This is a genomic window from Kribbella lupini (assembly GCF_039529595.1).
In the GTDB taxonomy this organism is placed as follows: domain Bacteria; phylum Actinomycetota; class Actinomycetes; order Propionibacteriales; family Kribbellaceae; genus Kribbella; species Kribbella lupini.
Map to the genome: position 1 here is coordinate 1,360,493 of NZ_BAAANC010000001.1, position 14,043 is coordinate 1,374,535.

Sequence of the window (14,043 nt, forward strand, 5' to 3'; positions counted from 1 at the left end):
ACCAGCCGGCTACGACGAGGTCGCGGGTTGGTTGCTGTCGGCGATCAGTTGACGCTCACCCCGGACCAGGCCGCGGCGACCGCGCTGCGCTCCGGGCTCGAGGCGCCGTACAGGTCGGTGGCCGCGTTCAGCGTCGCGGTCCGGGCCTGCGCGTACGTCGTACCGGTCGTCATGTACGTCGTCAGCGCCCGGTACCAGATCTTGCCGAGCTTGTCCTTGCCGATGCCCTGCAGCGTGGTGCCGTTGCAGGTGGTGGAGTCGTGCGGCAGGCCGGCGAACGTCTTGGGTCCGGTGCCCTCGGCCAGCAGGTAGGCGAAGTGGTTGGCGACGCCGGAGGAGTAGTGCACGTCGAGGTTGCCGATGCCGGAGTACCAGCAGTCCTTCGACTGGCCGTCCTTGCTCGGCTTGTCCATGAACCGCAGCGCCGGGCGGTCCTTCATGATCTCCTCGCCGATGTAGTAGTCGCCCGGGTCGGAGGTGTTGTCGGCGGAGAACTCGACCAGCGAGCCGAAGATGTCGCTGGTGGCCTCGTTCAGGCCGCCGGACTCACCGGAGTAGGTCAGGTTCGCGGTCGCGGTGGTGACGCCGTGGGACATCTCGTGGCCGGCCACGTCGAGCGAGACCAGCGGGCCGGCCGCGACGCCGTCACCGTCGCCGTACGTCATCTTCTTGCCGTCCCAGAAGGCGTTCACGTAGTTCACGCCGTAGTGGACCCGGCTCGGAACGCCCTTGCCGTCGTTGAAGATGCCGTTGCGGCCGTGGTTCAGCTTGAAGTAGTCGAACGTCTTCGCCGCGCCGTAGTGGGCGTCGACGGCGGCCGAGGCGCGGTCGGTGTTGACGCCGGTGCCCCAGTGGTTGTCCGCGTCGGTGAAGCGGGTCGGCGTCGGGCAGCCGAAGCCGAACAGCTGGCACAGGATCGAGTCGGTCTTGTTGTTCGCGTCGGCGGTGTAGCCGTTGCCGCGGGCCGGGTCGGTCAGCGTGAAGCCACCGGTGGCCGGGGTGGTGTCGATCGCGACCGTGCCGGAGTACAGGCTCTTGCCGTCGCCGCCCGCGGTGTGGATGTGCTGCTCGGTGACCAGCTTGGCGCCGGTCAGCGCGTCCACGGTCGTGGTGACGTGGCTCGGTGTGCCGTCGGCCTGGGTGCCGCCGGTGGTGACCAGGTACGCCAGGCGGGGCGCACCCTTGCGGGCCTCGATGACCAGGGACGGCTTCCCTTCGGCCTTCATCCCCCCGGACAGTGCCTTGGCGGTGGCACCGGCGAGCGAGATCTTCGGCGTCCGGTCGACGTTCGCCGGCCTGGTCAGGGTCAGGCTGGTGTCCTTCCAGGCGCCGTTTCTGGCCTGGTGGACGACGACGTCGCCGCCGAGCACCTTCAGGCCGCCGATGCTGCGGTCCATCCGGACGTGGCTGGTGCCGTCGGCGTCGACGATCACGTCGCGGACGGCGAACGTGTCGGCGCCGGTGGCCTTCAGGGTGCCGAGGTTCTGGCCGATCGCGGCCTTGACCCGGGCGGCCGCGGTGGCCGGTGACGGGCCGGGTTCGGCCTGCGGGGCGCCGGTGGCGGTGCCGGTTCCCAGGCCCAGGGCGGTGGCGGTCGCGACTGCGGTCGCAGCGGCGAGCAGGGCGGATCTGTTCATCCTCGTGCTCCTTCAAGAGTGTCCCGGGGGCCTCACGCCCTAGGAACGAGGTGCAGGAACGTTACCGCTCGGTCACCCAGGGTGGCCAGAGGTTGGGAAAAGTTCGCTTTTCCTGGTGGTCACGCCCACTTCTGGTCCGTGCCGGGCGGTAGCGTCGCGCCATGGCGACGACGAAGGCGATCGAGCTCGAGGTGGCGGGACGAACGGTCCGGGTGAGCAATCCGGACAAGCCGTACTTCGCGGACCGTGGGCTGACCAAGCTGGACATCGTGAACTACTTCGTGGCGGTCGGCGACGGCATCCTCGGCGCGCTCCGGGACCGGCCGACCACGCTCGAGCGCTGGCCCGGTGGCTGGTTCGAGGGCGCGAAGCTGTCCACCCGGATGGACAACAAGGGCGACGCGTTCTACCAGAAGCGGGTCGCCAAGGGCGCGCCCGAGTGGGTCGAGACGGCGACGATCAAGTTCCCGAGCGGCCGGCCGGCCGACGAGGTGTGCCCGACCGAGCTCGCCGTGGTCGCGTGGGCGGCGAACTTGGGCACCCTGACCTTCCACCCGTGGCCGGTACGACGTCCTGAGCTGGACTCGCCGGACCAGCTGCGGATCGACCTGGACCCGCAGCCCGGCACGGACTTCAAGAGCGCCGTCGCCGTGGCCCCCGCGCTGCGCGAGCTGCTCGCCGAGCACGGTCTGGAAGGCTTCCCCAAGACCTCGGGTGGTCGCGGTCTGCACGTGTACGTCCCGATCGAGCCGCGGTGGGACTTCGTCCAGGCCCGTCGTGCGGTGATCGCTCTCGGCCGTGAGCTGTCGAAGCGCCTCCCGGACCAGGTCACGGTGAACTGGTGGAAGGAGGAGCGCGGCGAGCGGATCTTCATCGACTACAACCAGATGGCCAGGGACCGCACGATCGCGTCGGCGTACTCGGTGCGTCCGAACGCGCGGGCGCGGGTGTCGGCGCCACTGCGCTGGGAGGAGCTGGAGGACGTCGTGCCGGACGACTTCGACGTGCTCACGATGCCGGCCCGCTTCGCCGAGGTCGGCGATCTGCACGCGGCGGTCGGTGAGCAGGCCTTCTCGCTGGACTCGCTCCTGGAGCTGTCGGCCAAGCACGAACGGGACCACGGCGAGGCGGACCTGCCGTACCCGCCGGAGTACCCGAAGATGCCCGGCGAGCCCAAGCGCGTCCAGCCGTCGAAGGACAAGGACCGCCCGAAGGACGCCGACTAGCAACCGATCAGCCCGGCCACCGCTGGGAGGCCGGGCTCAGATCGTCCGCAGGGCTCCGCCGTCGACCGGGATCATGACGCCGGTCAGGTACGACGCGGCGGGGGACAGGACGAAGGCTGCGACTCGGCCGAACTCCTCCGGCAGGCCGTAGCGGCGGAGCGGGATCGTCTTCTCCGCCGCGCGGCGCACGACGTCGGGGTCGCCGCCCTTGGAGTCGAGCTCCCGGACGCGGTCGGTGGCGATCTTGCCGGGGAGCAGGCCGTTGACGCGGACGCCGTTCGGACCCAGCTCGTCGGCGAGGGTCTTGGCGACCATCGCGAGGCCCGGGCGCAGGCCGTTGGAGATCGCCAGGCCGGGGATCGGCGACTTCACCGACGACGACAGGACGAAGGCCAGCGACGTCCCCTCGGCACCGGCGCGCGCGACCGAGCGGGCGATCCGCAGTCCACCCAGGAACACGCTGTCGAAGGCGGCGCGCCAGTCGTCCTCGTCGCTGTCCAGCGCCGTACCGCCGCGGGGTCCACCGACGCTGATCAGCGCGCCGTGCAACGCGCCCCACTTGGCGATCGCCGTCGCGGCCAGCCGCTCGGCGCTCTCGGGATCGGCGTTGTCGACCGGGATGCCGACCACGTTCTCGCCGAGCTCGGCGGCGGCCCGCGCGATCGACTCCTCGTTGCGGCTGGAGATCACCAGCCGGGCGCCTTCGGCGGCCAGTGCCCGCGCGGTGGCGAAACCGAGCCCGCCGCTGGCGCCGGTGACGATGTAGGTGCGATCGCGAAGTCCGAGGTCCACGGCCACCATCCTGCCGTACAACGCCGACGCCCGCTGAAGTGCGTGCCGCGGCAGCGCCCGGTCATCTCAAATCATGAAACCTCAGTCTCATTGATGTGCCACATCAGCACGCGCTAGCGCTCCGGAGCAGACCCAGAACCGTCCGACACGCCGACAACCGGCTCCGAACGGTTGCGATCGGCAACCTCGGGTTCGTGCTCGTCGGGATCACTGTCGCCGACGGGCTCCTGGTCCTTCTGCAGGTCCTGGCGCGAGAAGTACACCAACCCACCGATCGCCATCAGCGCGAAGAAGAACCACTGCAGCGCGTAGAAGAAGTGCGGCCCGTCGTCGATCTCCGGTCCGGGGAACGTCCCGAACGCCGGGTCCGCCGCCGGCTGCTGCTGATCGACCGTCAGGTACCCGTCGTACAGCTTGAGCCCGAGCGGGCCCGAGTACTCCGGCCCGTTGATCAGCCGCGCGGTCCCGTCGACCGGCGTACCGCCGCTCGTGTGCCCGCCGTGCTCACTGCGCCGCAGCCGTCCGGTCACGGTCACTTCACCACTCGGAACCGCGGGGATCGCCGTCGGCGCCAGCTCGGAGCTCTGCCGGACCAGGAAGCCGCGGTCGACCAGCAGCGCCGTCCCGTCGGTGAGGATCAGCGGCGTGACGATCTCGAACCCGGGCCGGTCGTTCACGTTACGGTACCGGACCACGATCTGCTTGCTCGCGTCGTACCGGCCGGTGACCACCGCGGTCCGCCAGTCGTGCTGCGGCCCGATCACGTGGTCGGGGCCGACGATCTCGCTGATCGGCGCCGGCGGGGCGGCCAGGTTGCTCGTGGTGACGTGGTTGCGGGCCTCGCGTTCGTGGAGGCGGTGCAGCTGCCATCGGCCGAGCTGCACGCAGGCCCCCGCCAGGACCAGGATCACCAGCGCGGAGCCGATCCACCGCCTTGTCATCAAACGACGCACCCCACGAACTTAGGCCATGACCTGAAACACACCACGGCCGCCCGTCGCCACGTACGCTGGTGGTGTGTATACCAAGACGCAGGCGGGCCTGGCCGACAACTACGGCCGGGTGGCGACGGACCTCCGGGTGTCCCTGACGGATCGCTGCAACCTGCGCTGCACCTACTGCATGCCCGAGGAAGGCCTGGACTGGCTCGCCAAGCCCGAGCTGCTCACCGACGACGAGATCGTCCGGCTGGTCTCGATCGCGGTCACCCACCTCGGCGTCGACGAGATCCGGTTCACCGGCGGTGAGCCGCTGCTGCGGCGCGGCCTGGTCGGCATCGTGGACCGTACGACGAACCTCGAGCCCCGCCCGCAGGTCTCGCTGACCACCAACGGCATCGGCCTGGCCCGCCAGGCGGAGGCGCTGGCCGCGGCCGGGCTCGACCGGGTGAACGTCAGCCTCGACACGGTCCGCCAGGACACCTTCCTGCAGCTCACCCGGCGCGACCGGCTGAAGGACGTGCTGGCGGGGCTCGCCGCCGCGCACGCGGCCGGTCTGGCTCCGGTGAAGGTCAATGCCGTGCTGATGCGCGGCGTGAACGACGACCAGGCGCCCGAGCTGCTGCAGTTCTGCCTCGACCACGACTACGAGCTGCGCTTCATCGAGCAGATGCCGCTCGACGCCCAGCACGGCTGGGACCGGTCGACGATGATCACCGCCGACGAGATCCTCGAGAAGCTCAGCGACCGGTTCGGCCTGGAGCCGACCGACGCGGCGAGCCGGGGGAGTGCGCCGGCCGAGTCCTTCACCGTGCACGGCGGCCCGGCGACGGTCGGGATCATCGCCAGCGTGACGCGCCCGTTCTGCGGGGACTGCGACCGGGTCCGGCTGACCGCCGACGGTCAGGTCCGCGACTGCCTGTTCGCCCGGACCGAGTCGGACCTGCGGACGGCACTGCGCGACGGCGCGTCCGACGAGGAGCTCGCCGAGCGCTGGCGGACCGCGATGCGCGGCAAGCTGCCCGGCCACGGGATCGCCGATCCGTCGTTCCTCCAGCCGGTGCGTCCGATGTCCGCGATCGGCGGCTAGCGCGCACCATCAGTACGGCGTACCAGAAGGTGCCGGTGCAAATCTGAACCGGAAATTTACTTTTTCACCCGGAACGCACCGAGGCGTTGTTCTCAGCCGGTGAAAGGCTCGACCTCGCGCAGGAAAGAGCGCGCGCCGAGGAAGTCGCTCAACGACTGCTTGTGGTCGTCACAGGCGACCCACGTCTTACGCCGGTCGGGCGTGTGGATCTTGGGGTTGTTCCAGCGCAGCGCCCAGCGGGCGGGGGCGCCACAACCCCTTGCGGAGCAGACGGACGCCGGTGCTTGTTCACTCATGAGGAATTGTTCCTGATCACTCAATAATCAAAAGCCTGGGGAAAATGAAGCGACGTCGGACAGCCACGGGGGGAGCCGTCCGACGCCGCATCAAGTCCCTGAATTTCACTGGTGAACTTCAGAGCACGCGGGAGATTCTGACACGGATCAGGTGGCAGAATCCAGTCCCGGCCGAGATCACTTTTCGGTGTCGCCACGCAACTCCTGATCGGGCACGTATTCACCCTGGACGACGGGCCCCGGCTGCTGCTCCAGCTGAATCCGCGGCGGCGCGTCGTACGGGTCGGCGCCGGTGACCTTGCGGCGCTGCTGCGCGTTCGCGAAGACCACCGCGACCGACGGCAGGAAGACCGCGCCGACCAGCAGGATCCACCGCCACGGCGACGGCGTCAGCACGGCCGCGACGAAGCACACGACGCGCAGCGACATCATCCAGGCGTAGCGCGCGATCCTGCTGTCCAGGTCCTCGGAGCGACCTGGTTGGGCCGTAGTTACAGAGACGACCGTTTCGCCGTCGGTCTCACGTCGTCGGGGCATCTATTCTCCTCACCAAAGACAACGGTACGCCGCTGATTCAGGGCCGCCGCAGCCAGCTGTGAAGGGAGAGCACGATGACAGATCGCACCTACCGGGTGACCGAGCTCGTCGGCACGTCCAAGGACGGCGTCGACGCGGCGATCCAGAACGCGATCGGCCGGGCCGGCGAGACGCTACGGCACCTCGACTGGTTCGAGGTGACCCAGATCCGCGGCCACATCGTCGACAACCAGATCGACCACTACCAGGTCGGCCTGAAGGTCGGTTTCCGCCTGGAAGACGCCTGACAGCAGGTCGTACGCCGCCCCCTCGGCCGCCCGGTTCACGGCGCGGCCGGGGGCGGGCGATAGCGTTCGTCCGGCAGCAGTCCCAATGTGAGGAGAAGTGTTCGTGGCCAGATCGGTACTCGTCACCGGGGGCAACCGGGGCATCGGCTTCGCCATCGCGACCGCGTTCAAGGAGGCCGGCGACAACGTCGCGGTCACCTACCGCAGCGGTGAGCCGCCCGAGGGCTTCTTCGGCGTGAAGTGTGACGTCACCGACACCGAGCAGGTGGACGCCGCCTTCGAGGCGATCCAGGCCGAGCAGGGCCCGGTCGAGGTCCTGGTCGCGAACGCCGGCATCACCAAGGACACGCTGCTGCTGCGGATGTCCGACGACGACTGGGACGCGGTCATCCGGACCAACCTCACCGGGTCGTTCAAGGTCGCCAAGCGGGCCGCCAAGGGCATGCTGCGGCTGCGCAAGGGCCGGATCGTGTTCATCTCCTCGGTAGTTGGCCTGCTCGGCTCGCCCGGCCAGGTGAACTACGCCGCCAGCAAGTCCGGCATGATCGGGATGGCCCGTTCGATGGCTCGCGAGCTGGGCAGCCGCGGCATCACCGCCAACGTCGTCGCCCCGGGCTTCGTCGAGACCGACATGACCGCCGTACTCCCGGAGGAGACCCAGAAGCAGTACCTGGGCCAGATCCCGCTCGGCCGGTTCGGCCTGACCACCGAGATCGCCAACGCCGTGCGCTGGATCGCCTCCGAGGAAGCCGGGTACATCACCGGCGCGGTGCTCCCGGTCGACGGCGGCATCGGTATGGGCAACTGACCACCAACTTCTTCTGAGAAAGGGACGCCGGTGGGCATCCTCGACGGCAAGCGGATCCTGGTCGCCGGAGTCACCCTCGACTCCTCGATCGGCTTCGCCACGGCCAAGGTGGCGCAGGAACAAGGCGCCACCGTGCTGATCTCGAACTTCGGCCGCGCGCTGAGCATCACCAAGCGGATCGCGAAACGCTTACCCGTCGAGCCTCCGGTGCTCGAGCTGGACGTGACCGACGAGGAGCACCTGGCCGCGCTGCCGGACAAGATCCGCGAGCACGTCGACGGCCTGGACGGCGTCGTGCACTCGATCGCGTACGGCAACCCGGAGACGATCCTCGGCGGCAAGTTCCTGGACGGGCCGTGGGACGACGTGTCGCGCGCGGTGCACGTGTCGGCGTACAGCCTGAAGGCGCTGGCGGTGACGTGCGCGCCGCTGATGAGCCGCGGCAGCAGCGTCGTCGGGCTGACCTTCGACGCGACCGTGGCCTGGCCGGGGTACGACTGGATGGGCGTGGCCAAGGCCGCGCTGGAGTCGACCTCGCGCTACCTGGCGCGGGACCTCGGTGCCCAGGGCATCCGCTGCAACCTGGTCTCGGCCGGCCCGCTGAAGACCCTGGCCGCGAAGGCGATCCCGGGCTTCGAGAAGTTCGAGGAGCCGTGGCTGGACCGTGCCCCGCTGGGCTGGGACCCGTCCGACCTCGAGCCGACCGGCAGGACGATCGTCGGCCTGCTCAGCGACTTCTTCCCTTCCACCACCGGCGAGATCATCCACGTGGATGGCGGCTACCACGCGATGGGTGCTTGATGTGACGTCCCAGGTCGAGCTCCGCGTACTGGACGGGGCCAACCTCTACTTCAGCCGGGCCGCGGTCAAGCTGACTCTCGATCTGTCCGCGCTGATCGACGCGCCCGCGCCGGCCGCCAAGTCGTACGCCTCGGCGCTCGGGCTGGGCGCGACGCGACCGGGCCGGATCGGCTCGGGCTTCCGGCAGCGGTTCGCGATCCGCGTGGTCGGGCACATCGTCCGCCGGATCGCCCGCGAGGCCGGGATCGGCCGGATCGGCGTCCGGGTGCGTCCGGAGACCGACGTACGGCGGTTGGTGGTCGCGTTCCCGTGGGCGCACGAGCAGCGCGCCCGGGCGCTCGGCCAGGCGATCGTCGAGGTGATCGACGCGTTCGGCACCGACGAGAGCGAGCTGACCGCCCTCGTCACGGCCGTCGGCGACCGGGTCCGCAACGAACCGCCGGGCAACCCGCCGCCGACGCTGCGGCCGAAGGTCCCGGTGGTCGCGGTGACCGGCACGAACGGCAAGACCACCACCTCGCGGATGATCGCGCACATCGGTCGCGCGGCCGGGCTGCACGTCGGCTGGTCGAGCACCGACGGCGTGTACTTCGACGGTGAACTGGTCGAGTACGGCGACTTCTCCGGCCCGAGCGGCGCCTCCCGCGTGCTGTCCCAGCCGGGGATCCAGCTCGCGGTCACCGAGACCGCCCGCGGCGGGATCCTGCGCCGGGGCATCGGTGTCGCGTCGAACGACGTCTCCGTCGTCACCAACGTCACCGCGGACCACCTCGGGCTGGGCGGGATCGACACCGTCGACCAGCTCGCCGAGGTGAAGGCGGTGATCACCAAGATCACCCGCCCGCGCGGCTGGTGCGTGGTCAACGGCGACGACCCGCGCACGTTCGCGATGCGGCTGGACTCGCCGGCCAAGTGCTGGGTGTTCTCCCGCGACCCGGACTCGCCGTCGATCCGGACGGTGCTGGAGGAGGGCGGCCGGGCGACCACCGTCCTGGACGGGTTCGTCACCGTGCTGGACAACGCCAGCGACGCCGAGGCGCTGCTGAAGGTGACCGACATCCCGATGACGCTGTCCGGGCTGTCCCACTACAACGTCGAGAACGCGCTGGCCGCGACCTCGGCGGCGCTCGGGCTCGGCCTGCCCAAGGCGGCCGTGGTGGAGGGGCTGACCAGCTTCTCGCCGAACGAGAACAATCCCGGCCGGATGAACATGTACTCGATCCGGGACTTCACCGTGGTGATCGACCTGGCCCACAACGAGGCCGGGCTCGAAGCACTGCTGGAGATCATGAACGGCGTCCGCCGCGAAGGCGCGCGGCTGCTGCTGGCGCTCGGCTCACCGGGCGACCGGGCCGACGAGATGGTCTCGGCGATGGGCGCGATCGGTGCCCGGGGCGCCGACCGGGTGGTGATCGGGCACAAGGACACCTACTTGCGCGGCCGGCCGCCGTCGGAGCTGGACGCGGTCTTCCGGGAGGGCACGAGCTCGGTCGGCGTCGACGACGTCCCGTCGTTCCCGACCGAGCTGGACGCGGCCAAGGCGCTGGTCGCCGAGGCCGGTCCCGGCGACGTGGTCGCGGTGATGTCCCTGCAGGATCGGGCGAGTCTTGACGCCTGGTTGCGGTCCGAGGGAGCTACCGTCGATACCCCGGAGATCTTGAAGAGCAAGGTCGAGCGAGCCCAGCACTGAACCCCGGCCCCGGGCGCCGGGGCCGAATGGGGTGTCATGCGCTATCTGTGGGCCGTCCCGGCGGCCGTGATCGGCTGGTTCGTGGCGGGTTTCGCCCCGAGCTACCTGGCCGGCCTGCCCGAAGCGACCACGACGTTCGTCCCGGCCTCCACCGGCCGGGTCGACCTGCTCGTGCTCGGCGGGTTCGCGGGGGGAGTGGCGGCCGGTTTCCTGATCGGCCGCGTCCGGTACGCCGTACCGCTGGTCCTGGTCGTTGCCGCGGGCACGTGGTGGCTCAGCGGACACACCCTGTCCGCGCGTGAACTGCTGATCACGTTGCTCGCGGCAAGTGCCGTCGGCGCCTTCTTCGGTGCCCTGGGCACCCGAAGCTCGGTGGTCGCCGCGTTCGCGCTGGCGCTGCCCCTGGCCTGGTACGCCGCCCGCCCGGCGGCCGACTTCGCCGACGACTTCCGCTGGATCTGGCAGCTCAACGGCCTGCTCGTCGCGGTCGGTCTCGCGATCGTGCTGTACGTCGCCTGCTGGCGGCGCGGCTGGCGTTCGGCGTACTTCTGGCCGGTGCTGGTCGCGACGTACCTGCCCTCGTTCGCGATCGTCGACGGCGTCCGGGCCGTGGCCGGCTCGGCCGGCCGCTCGTCCGACGAGATCGCCGACGCCGGCACCAAGGCCTTCTTCCAGTCCTTCGAGCCGCTGCTCACGAACTACTGGCCCTGGCTGGTGCTCGCCGTCCTGCTGGCGATCCCGATGACCGCCCTCAAGCTCCGCGCCCTGCCGCCACCGCCGCCCCCGCTCGACCCGTACGCCGACCGCACCAACGACGCGGTGCTGTCCGACGACCTCGACTGGATCGACCAGCGCGAGCCGGAGCGCAAGCTCCTGGCCCGCCGCCAGCCGGTCAGCGACAACAGCTGACCTCTCCTCGCGACAGCTCGGCAATCTGAGCCAGTCGATGCGCTCGGGCCGACTCAGCCGGCGTGAACCCCTCACCCGACCGGGTGAACACGATCAGCCCGTTCCAGGGCGACGGAATCTTCAGCACGCTCCCGTCCGTCGGCAACCGCCCGTTGCTGACCGCCAGCCGATCGGTGACCAACCGCGCACCCAGCAGCTCGCTGACGGCGTGCGGCAACTCGGCCGGATCGGCCACCACGCGCGCCGCGAGGTTGAGTGCCTCGGTCTGGCCGTCGACCAGCGCGAGTGCGGTCGTCGGCCACAGGTGCGCGTCCCGTCCGCCCGCGGCCGCGATCGCGTCGAGCAGTTCGTCCGCGCTGAGTTCGGCCGGCGTACTGACAACCAGTTCGTCGCGCACGCCGTCAGCCAGCGGATGGACGGTCAGACCGAGGATGTTGACGTCGAGCTCGGCCAACCGGCCGGTGAGCCGCTCGAGCTGTCCGGTCTCGTCGTCGAGCGTCACCCGGATCCGCCACAGCGACGGAGCCTTCTCGATGGTTTCGCGCGCGGCTCGCCTCATCCGGTACGCCGGGCCGTGCAGCCACCCGCGCAGGAGCCGCATGGCCGACGGCTCGACGACCCAGACGACCAGCACGGTGGTGCTGATCGCGAGCAGGGCGACAGCGAGCAGGTACGGCGGGTGCAGCGCGAGCACGAGCGCGTGGAGAGCCAGCTCGACCGGCAGTACGGCGGCGAGCTTGGCCAGGGACAGGCGGAAGCGGTGCGGGTGGGGCAGCCGCCCGCAGACGTCGCACGCCGATCCGGCGGCGACCGATTCCCGGAGTTGTTCCATGCCACTCAGCGTGCGGGCGTCCTGTTGCCGACGCGTTGCCCGGACGTAAAACCCGCGGACACGCCGTCGGACCGCGCCTGGGTGAATGTTCAACAATATGGTCTGAACAGTTGAGGAATCCGCCTTCCTGGAGGAACTGTGACAATCCGTCCCGCCCTGGGTGCTGCCGCCGTCGCGGCCGCCGCACTCGCCTTGTCCGTGACCCCGGCCTCCGCCGCGCAGCAGCAGACCGGCGCCTTCGAGTGTCAGCAGGGTCAGGCCTGCTTCTTCGAGACCACCAGCTTCAGCGGCAAGGTCGTCGTCTACAACGACGTCCCCAGCGCGTGCACCGTACTGCCGTTCGCGCCCGGCGCCCTGTTCAACTGGTCCACCGAGGACGTGCTGCTCTACCGCACGGCCGACTGCACCGGCCCGGCGAACCTCGAGCCGGCCAACAACTTCCACAGCTACCCGAGCACCAAGTTCCTCAGCTTCCGGGCGGGCTGAGGCTCACGCCAACAGGTCGCGCGCCAGCCAGCCGTCTTCGCGCCATCCCGGAGGGATCGCGAAGACGGCTGAGCCGATCGTCGTCGTCCACTCGTTCAGCGCGTCGGCGGCGTCGAGCCGGGCCAGCAGGGGCAGGAACTGCCCGGCCACGTCGGCCTGGAAGCTGAGGAAGATCAGCCCGCTCTCGCGGGTCGCGCCGGTGTCCTGCACGTAGTTGAGGCCCTTGCGGAAGATCCGGCGCCCGTCGTTCGTGCTGTGGTGAGACAGCCGCGCGTGCGCGTTCTCCGGTATCACCAGCCGCCCGTCGGCGTCCCGCGCCCCCAGGTCGAGCTCGTCGTGCTCGGCCGTACCGGTCACCGGCGCGCCGGTCGACAGCTTCCGCCCGACGGCGCGCTCCTGCTCGGAGCGGGTCAGCTCGTCCCAGGTGTCGAGGTTCATCCGGATCCGCCGTACGACGAGCGTCGTGCCACCGCGGAACCACTCCGGCCCGTCGGCCCACACGGTCGCGTCGAACTCCGGCGTCCCGACCGCCGGGTTCCCGGTCCCGTCGACCTGGCCGAACAGGTTCCGCCCGGTCACCGGCTTGCCGTCCGGACCGGTCCCGTTCCAGAAGCCGGTCTGCCGCCACACCGGCTTGGCGAACGGCGCGGCGTCCGCCACCAGCCGCCGTACGGCGTGCACGACGCTGACCGCGTCGTCGGCACCGACCTGAATCAGCAGATCGCCCCCGGACCAGGTCGGGAGCAGCCGGTCGTGCCGCATCACCGGCAGATCGTCCAGCCCGCGCGGCTTGTACGCCGTGAGCCCGGGACGGGTGAACACCCGCGGCCCGAACCCGACCGTGACGGTCAGCACCGCGTTCGGGACGGCCAGCTCGGGTGCGGTGTCGCCAGGTGTCGGGCGGCCCTCGGTCAGCGCGACGATGTCCGTGCTCCACAACCGCATCAGCCGGCCGAGCGCCGCCCGGTCGGTGCTGCTGAGCAGGTTCAGCGCGACGAGCTCGGCGTGCTTGGGTGAGGGCGCGGCGATCGCGGGCTGGTGGTCGCCGTACGGGCTGAGGTCGCGGGACGCCACGGCGCGCGGCGGCTCGTTGCTCAAGGCAACTGCCGCACCGGACACGGCGGCCCCCGCGGCGGCGGCGCCGGCGTAGCCGAGGAGCTGCCGCCTCGAGGGCCGGGTGGAGGAAATCAAGAGGCAGGCGTCGGGGTCTCGGAGGGGTGGTAGTGCTCTTCCTCCTCGGTGAAGTTCTTCACCGGGACGGTCAGGTCGTGGGTGCTGCCGTCGGAGAACTTCAGCGTCAGCGGCACCTCGTCACCGGGCTTCAGCGGCTGCTTCAGGTCCATCAGCATCACGTGGTCACCGCTCGGCGCGAGGTGCGCGTGCGAGCCGGCCGGTACGACGATGCCGCCGGCCTTCTCCTGCATCACCATCTTGCCGTCCTTGGTCGTCATCTCGTGCAGCTGCACGGTGCCGGCCACCGGAGAGGTTGCCGAGATCAACTTGATCTCGGCGTCACCCGGGTTGGTCAGCGACATGAACGCCGCCGTCATCGTGGTGTCCTTGGCGCCGGCCGTGGCGCGCACCCAGGCGTCCTCGACCAGCACGCTTGGCGTACTGGTCGAGGGCGCGTCGTCCGCGGCGGCGGCCGTCTTGTTCGCACCGCACGAGGAGACCAGGAGGGGGAGGGCAACGGCAACGCATGCCATCAGCAACT

16 protein-coding genes are annotated in these 14,043 nt (G+C 70.2%); 8 read left to right on the forward strand and 8 right to left on the reverse strand.

The annotated features are described in order from the left end of the window. Positions 1-44: 44 nt before the first annotated feature. Positions 45-1,637 (reverse strand): M4 family metallopeptidase, encoded by a 1,593-nt coding sequence (locus ABD235_RS06135; RefSeq protein WP_344170713.1) that lies wholly within the window; start codon positions 1,635-1,637, stop codon positions 45-47. Positions 1,638-1,798: 161 nt separating this feature from the next. Between ABD235_RS06135 and ligD the strand changes: the two genes are divergently transcribed. Next, entirely contained in the window at positions 1,799-2,863 is a 1,065-nt protein-coding gene (gene ligD, locus ABD235_RS06140; RefSeq protein ID WP_344170716.1) for a non-homologous end-joining DNA ligase, read from the forward strand. A gap of 36 nt (positions 2,864-2,899) precedes the next feature. Here ligD and ABD235_RS06145 read toward each other — a convergent pair whose 3' ends face one another. Then, positions 2,900-3,664, reverse strand: a complete 765-nt coding sequence (locus ABD235_RS06145) for an SDR family oxidoreductase (protein WP_344170719.1) — start codon at positions 3,662-3,664, stop codon at positions 2,900-2,902. Positions 3,665-3,768: 104 nt separating this feature from the next. Further along, positions 3,769-4,596, reverse strand: a complete 828-nt coding sequence (locus ABD235_RS06150) for an SURF1 family cytochrome oxidase biogenesis protein (RefSeq protein ID WP_344170722.1) — start codon at positions 4,594-4,596, stop codon at positions 3,769-3,771. 76 nt (positions 4,597-4,672) lie between these two features. On the opposite strand from ABD235_RS06150, the gene moaA reads away from it, so the two are divergent. Then, complete coding sequence (gene moaA, locus ABD235_RS06155; protein WP_344170725.1) at positions 4,673-5,683, forward strand: GTP 3',8-cyclase MoaA; 1,011 nt, start codon at positions 4,673-4,675, stop codon at positions 5,681-5,683. A 92-nt stretch (positions 5,684-5,775) separates the two neighbouring features. Here moaA and ABD235_RS06160 read toward each other — a convergent pair whose 3' ends face one another. Both ABD235_RS06160 and ABD235_RS06165 read right to left on the reverse strand, forming a co-directional pair. After that, entirely contained in the window at positions 5,776-5,979 is a 204-nt protein-coding gene (locus tag ABD235_RS06160; RefSeq protein ID WP_344170728.1) for a hypothetical protein, read from the reverse strand. Positions 5,980-6,156: 177 nt separating this feature from the next. Beyond that, on the reverse strand, positions 6,157-6,516 hold the full coding sequence (locus tag ABD235_RS06165) for a DUF3099 domain-containing protein (RefSeq protein ID WP_344170731.1): 360 nt from the start codon (positions 6,514-6,516) through the stop codon (positions 6,157-6,159). 74 nt (positions 6,517-6,590) lie between these two features. Between ABD235_RS06165 and ABD235_RS06170 the strand changes: the two genes are divergently transcribed. The 5 genes from ABD235_RS06170 (at position 6,591) to ABD235_RS06190 (ending at position 11,011) form a co-directional block, all read left to right on the forward strand. After that, the gene (locus ABD235_RS06170; protein ID WP_344170733.1) at positions 6,591-6,803 is read left to right on the forward strand and encodes a dodecin; all 213 of its coding nucleotides are present in this window, start codon (positions 6,591-6,593) and stop codon (positions 6,801-6,803) included. 103 nt (positions 6,804-6,906) lie between these two features. Continuing rightward, entirely contained in the window at positions 6,907-7,611 is a 705-nt protein-coding gene (fabG, locus tag ABD235_RS06175; RefSeq protein ID WP_344170736.1) for a 3-oxoacyl-[acyl-carrier-protein] reductase, read from the forward strand. Between the two features lie 30 nt (positions 7,612-7,641). Further along, the gene (fabI, locus tag ABD235_RS06180) at positions 7,642-8,412 is read left to right on the forward strand and encodes an enoyl-ACP reductase FabI (protein WP_344170738.1); all 771 of its coding nucleotides are present in this window, start codon (positions 7,642-7,644) and stop codon (positions 8,410-8,412) included. Next, the gene (locus ABD235_RS06185; protein ID WP_344170739.1) at positions 8,405-10,102 is read left to right on the forward strand and encodes a Mur ligase family protein; all 1,698 of its coding nucleotides are present in this window, start codon (positions 8,405-8,407) and stop codon (positions 10,100-10,102) included. Before fabI ends, ABD235_RS06185 begins: the two co-directional genes overlap by 8 nt. A 36-nt stretch (positions 10,103-10,138) precedes the next feature. Continuing rightward, a complete protein-coding gene (locus ABD235_RS06190; protein ID WP_344170741.1) occupies positions 10,139-11,011 on the forward strand; it encodes a hypothetical protein in 873 nt (290 codons plus the stop codon). Here the strand turns inward: ABD235_RS06190 and ABD235_RS06195 are convergent. Continuing rightward, positions 10,995-11,843, reverse strand: coding sequence for an ACT domain-containing protein (locus tag ABD235_RS06195; RefSeq protein WP_344170744.1), 849 nt, complete (start codon positions 11,841-11,843; stop codon positions 10,995-10,997). The two genes, ABD235_RS06190 and ABD235_RS06195, sit on opposite strands and share 17 nt — an antisense overlap. Positions 11,844-11,981: 138 nt before the next feature. Here ABD235_RS06195 and ABD235_RS06200 point away from each other — a divergent pair, with 138 nt between their 5' ends. Further along, entirely contained in the window at positions 11,982-12,329 is a 348-nt protein-coding gene (locus ABD235_RS06200) for a peptidase inhibitor family I36 protein (protein ID WP_344170747.1), read from the forward strand. A gap of 3 nt (positions 12,330-12,332) precedes the next feature. On the opposite strand, the gene ABD235_RS06205 is transcribed toward ABD235_RS06200, so the two are convergent. Continuing rightward, positions 12,333-13,427, reverse strand: coding sequence for a Dyp-type peroxidase (locus ABD235_RS06205; protein ID WP_344170750.1), 1,095 nt, complete (start codon positions 13,425-13,427; stop codon positions 12,333-12,335). 89 nt (positions 13,428-13,516) lie between these two features. After that, positions 13,517-14,035: a copper chaperone PCu(A)C gene (locus ABD235_RS06210; RefSeq protein ID WP_344170752.1), complete on the reverse strand. Its 519-nt coding sequence runs from the start codon at positions 14,033-14,035 to the stop codon at positions 13,517-13,519. Between the last annotated feature and the right edge of the window lie 8 nt (positions 14,036-14,043).

Excerpts from the sequence above, each read along its gene's own strand:
- ABD235_RS06135 (WP_344170713.1), bottom strand. The coding sequence starts at position 1,637 with ATGAACAGATCCGCCCTGCTCGCCGCTGCGACCGCAGTCGCGACCGCC.
- ligD (WP_344170716.1), top strand. The coding sequence starts at position 1,799 with ATGGCGACGACGAAGGCGATCGAGCTCGAGGTGGCGGGACGAACGGTC.
- ABD235_RS06145 (WP_344170719.1), bottom strand. The coding sequence starts at position 3,664 with ATGGTGGCCGTGGACCTCGGACTTCGCGATCGCACCTACATCGTCACC.
- ABD235_RS06150 (WP_344170722.1), bottom strand. The coding sequence starts at position 4,596 with ATGACAAGGCGGTGGATCGGCTCCGCGCTGGTGATCCTGGTCCTGGCG.
- ABD235_RS06160 (WP_344170728.1), bottom strand. The coding sequence starts at position 5,979 with ATGAGTGAACAAGCACCGGCGTCCGTCTGCTCCGCAAGGGGTTGTGGC.
- ABD235_RS06165 (WP_344170731.1), bottom strand. The coding sequence starts at position 6,516 with ATGCCCCGACGACGTGAGACCGACGGCGAAACGGTCGTCTCTGTAACT.
- ABD235_RS06170 (WP_344170733.1), top strand. The coding sequence starts at position 6,591 with ATGACAGATCGCACCTACCGGGTGACCGAGCTCGTCGGCACGTCCAAG.
- ABD235_RS06190 (WP_344170741.1), top strand. The coding sequence starts at position 10,139 with ATGCGCTATCTGTGGGCCGTCCCGGCGGCCGTGATCGGCTGGTTCGTG.
- ABD235_RS06195 (WP_344170744.1), bottom strand. The coding sequence starts at position 11,843 with ATGGAACAACTCCGGGAATCGGTCGCCGCCGGATCGGCGTGCGACGTC.
- ABD235_RS06210 (WP_344170752.1), bottom strand. The coding sequence starts at position 14,035 with ATGGCATGCGTTGCCGTTGCCCTCCCCCTCCTGGTCTCCTCGTGCGGT.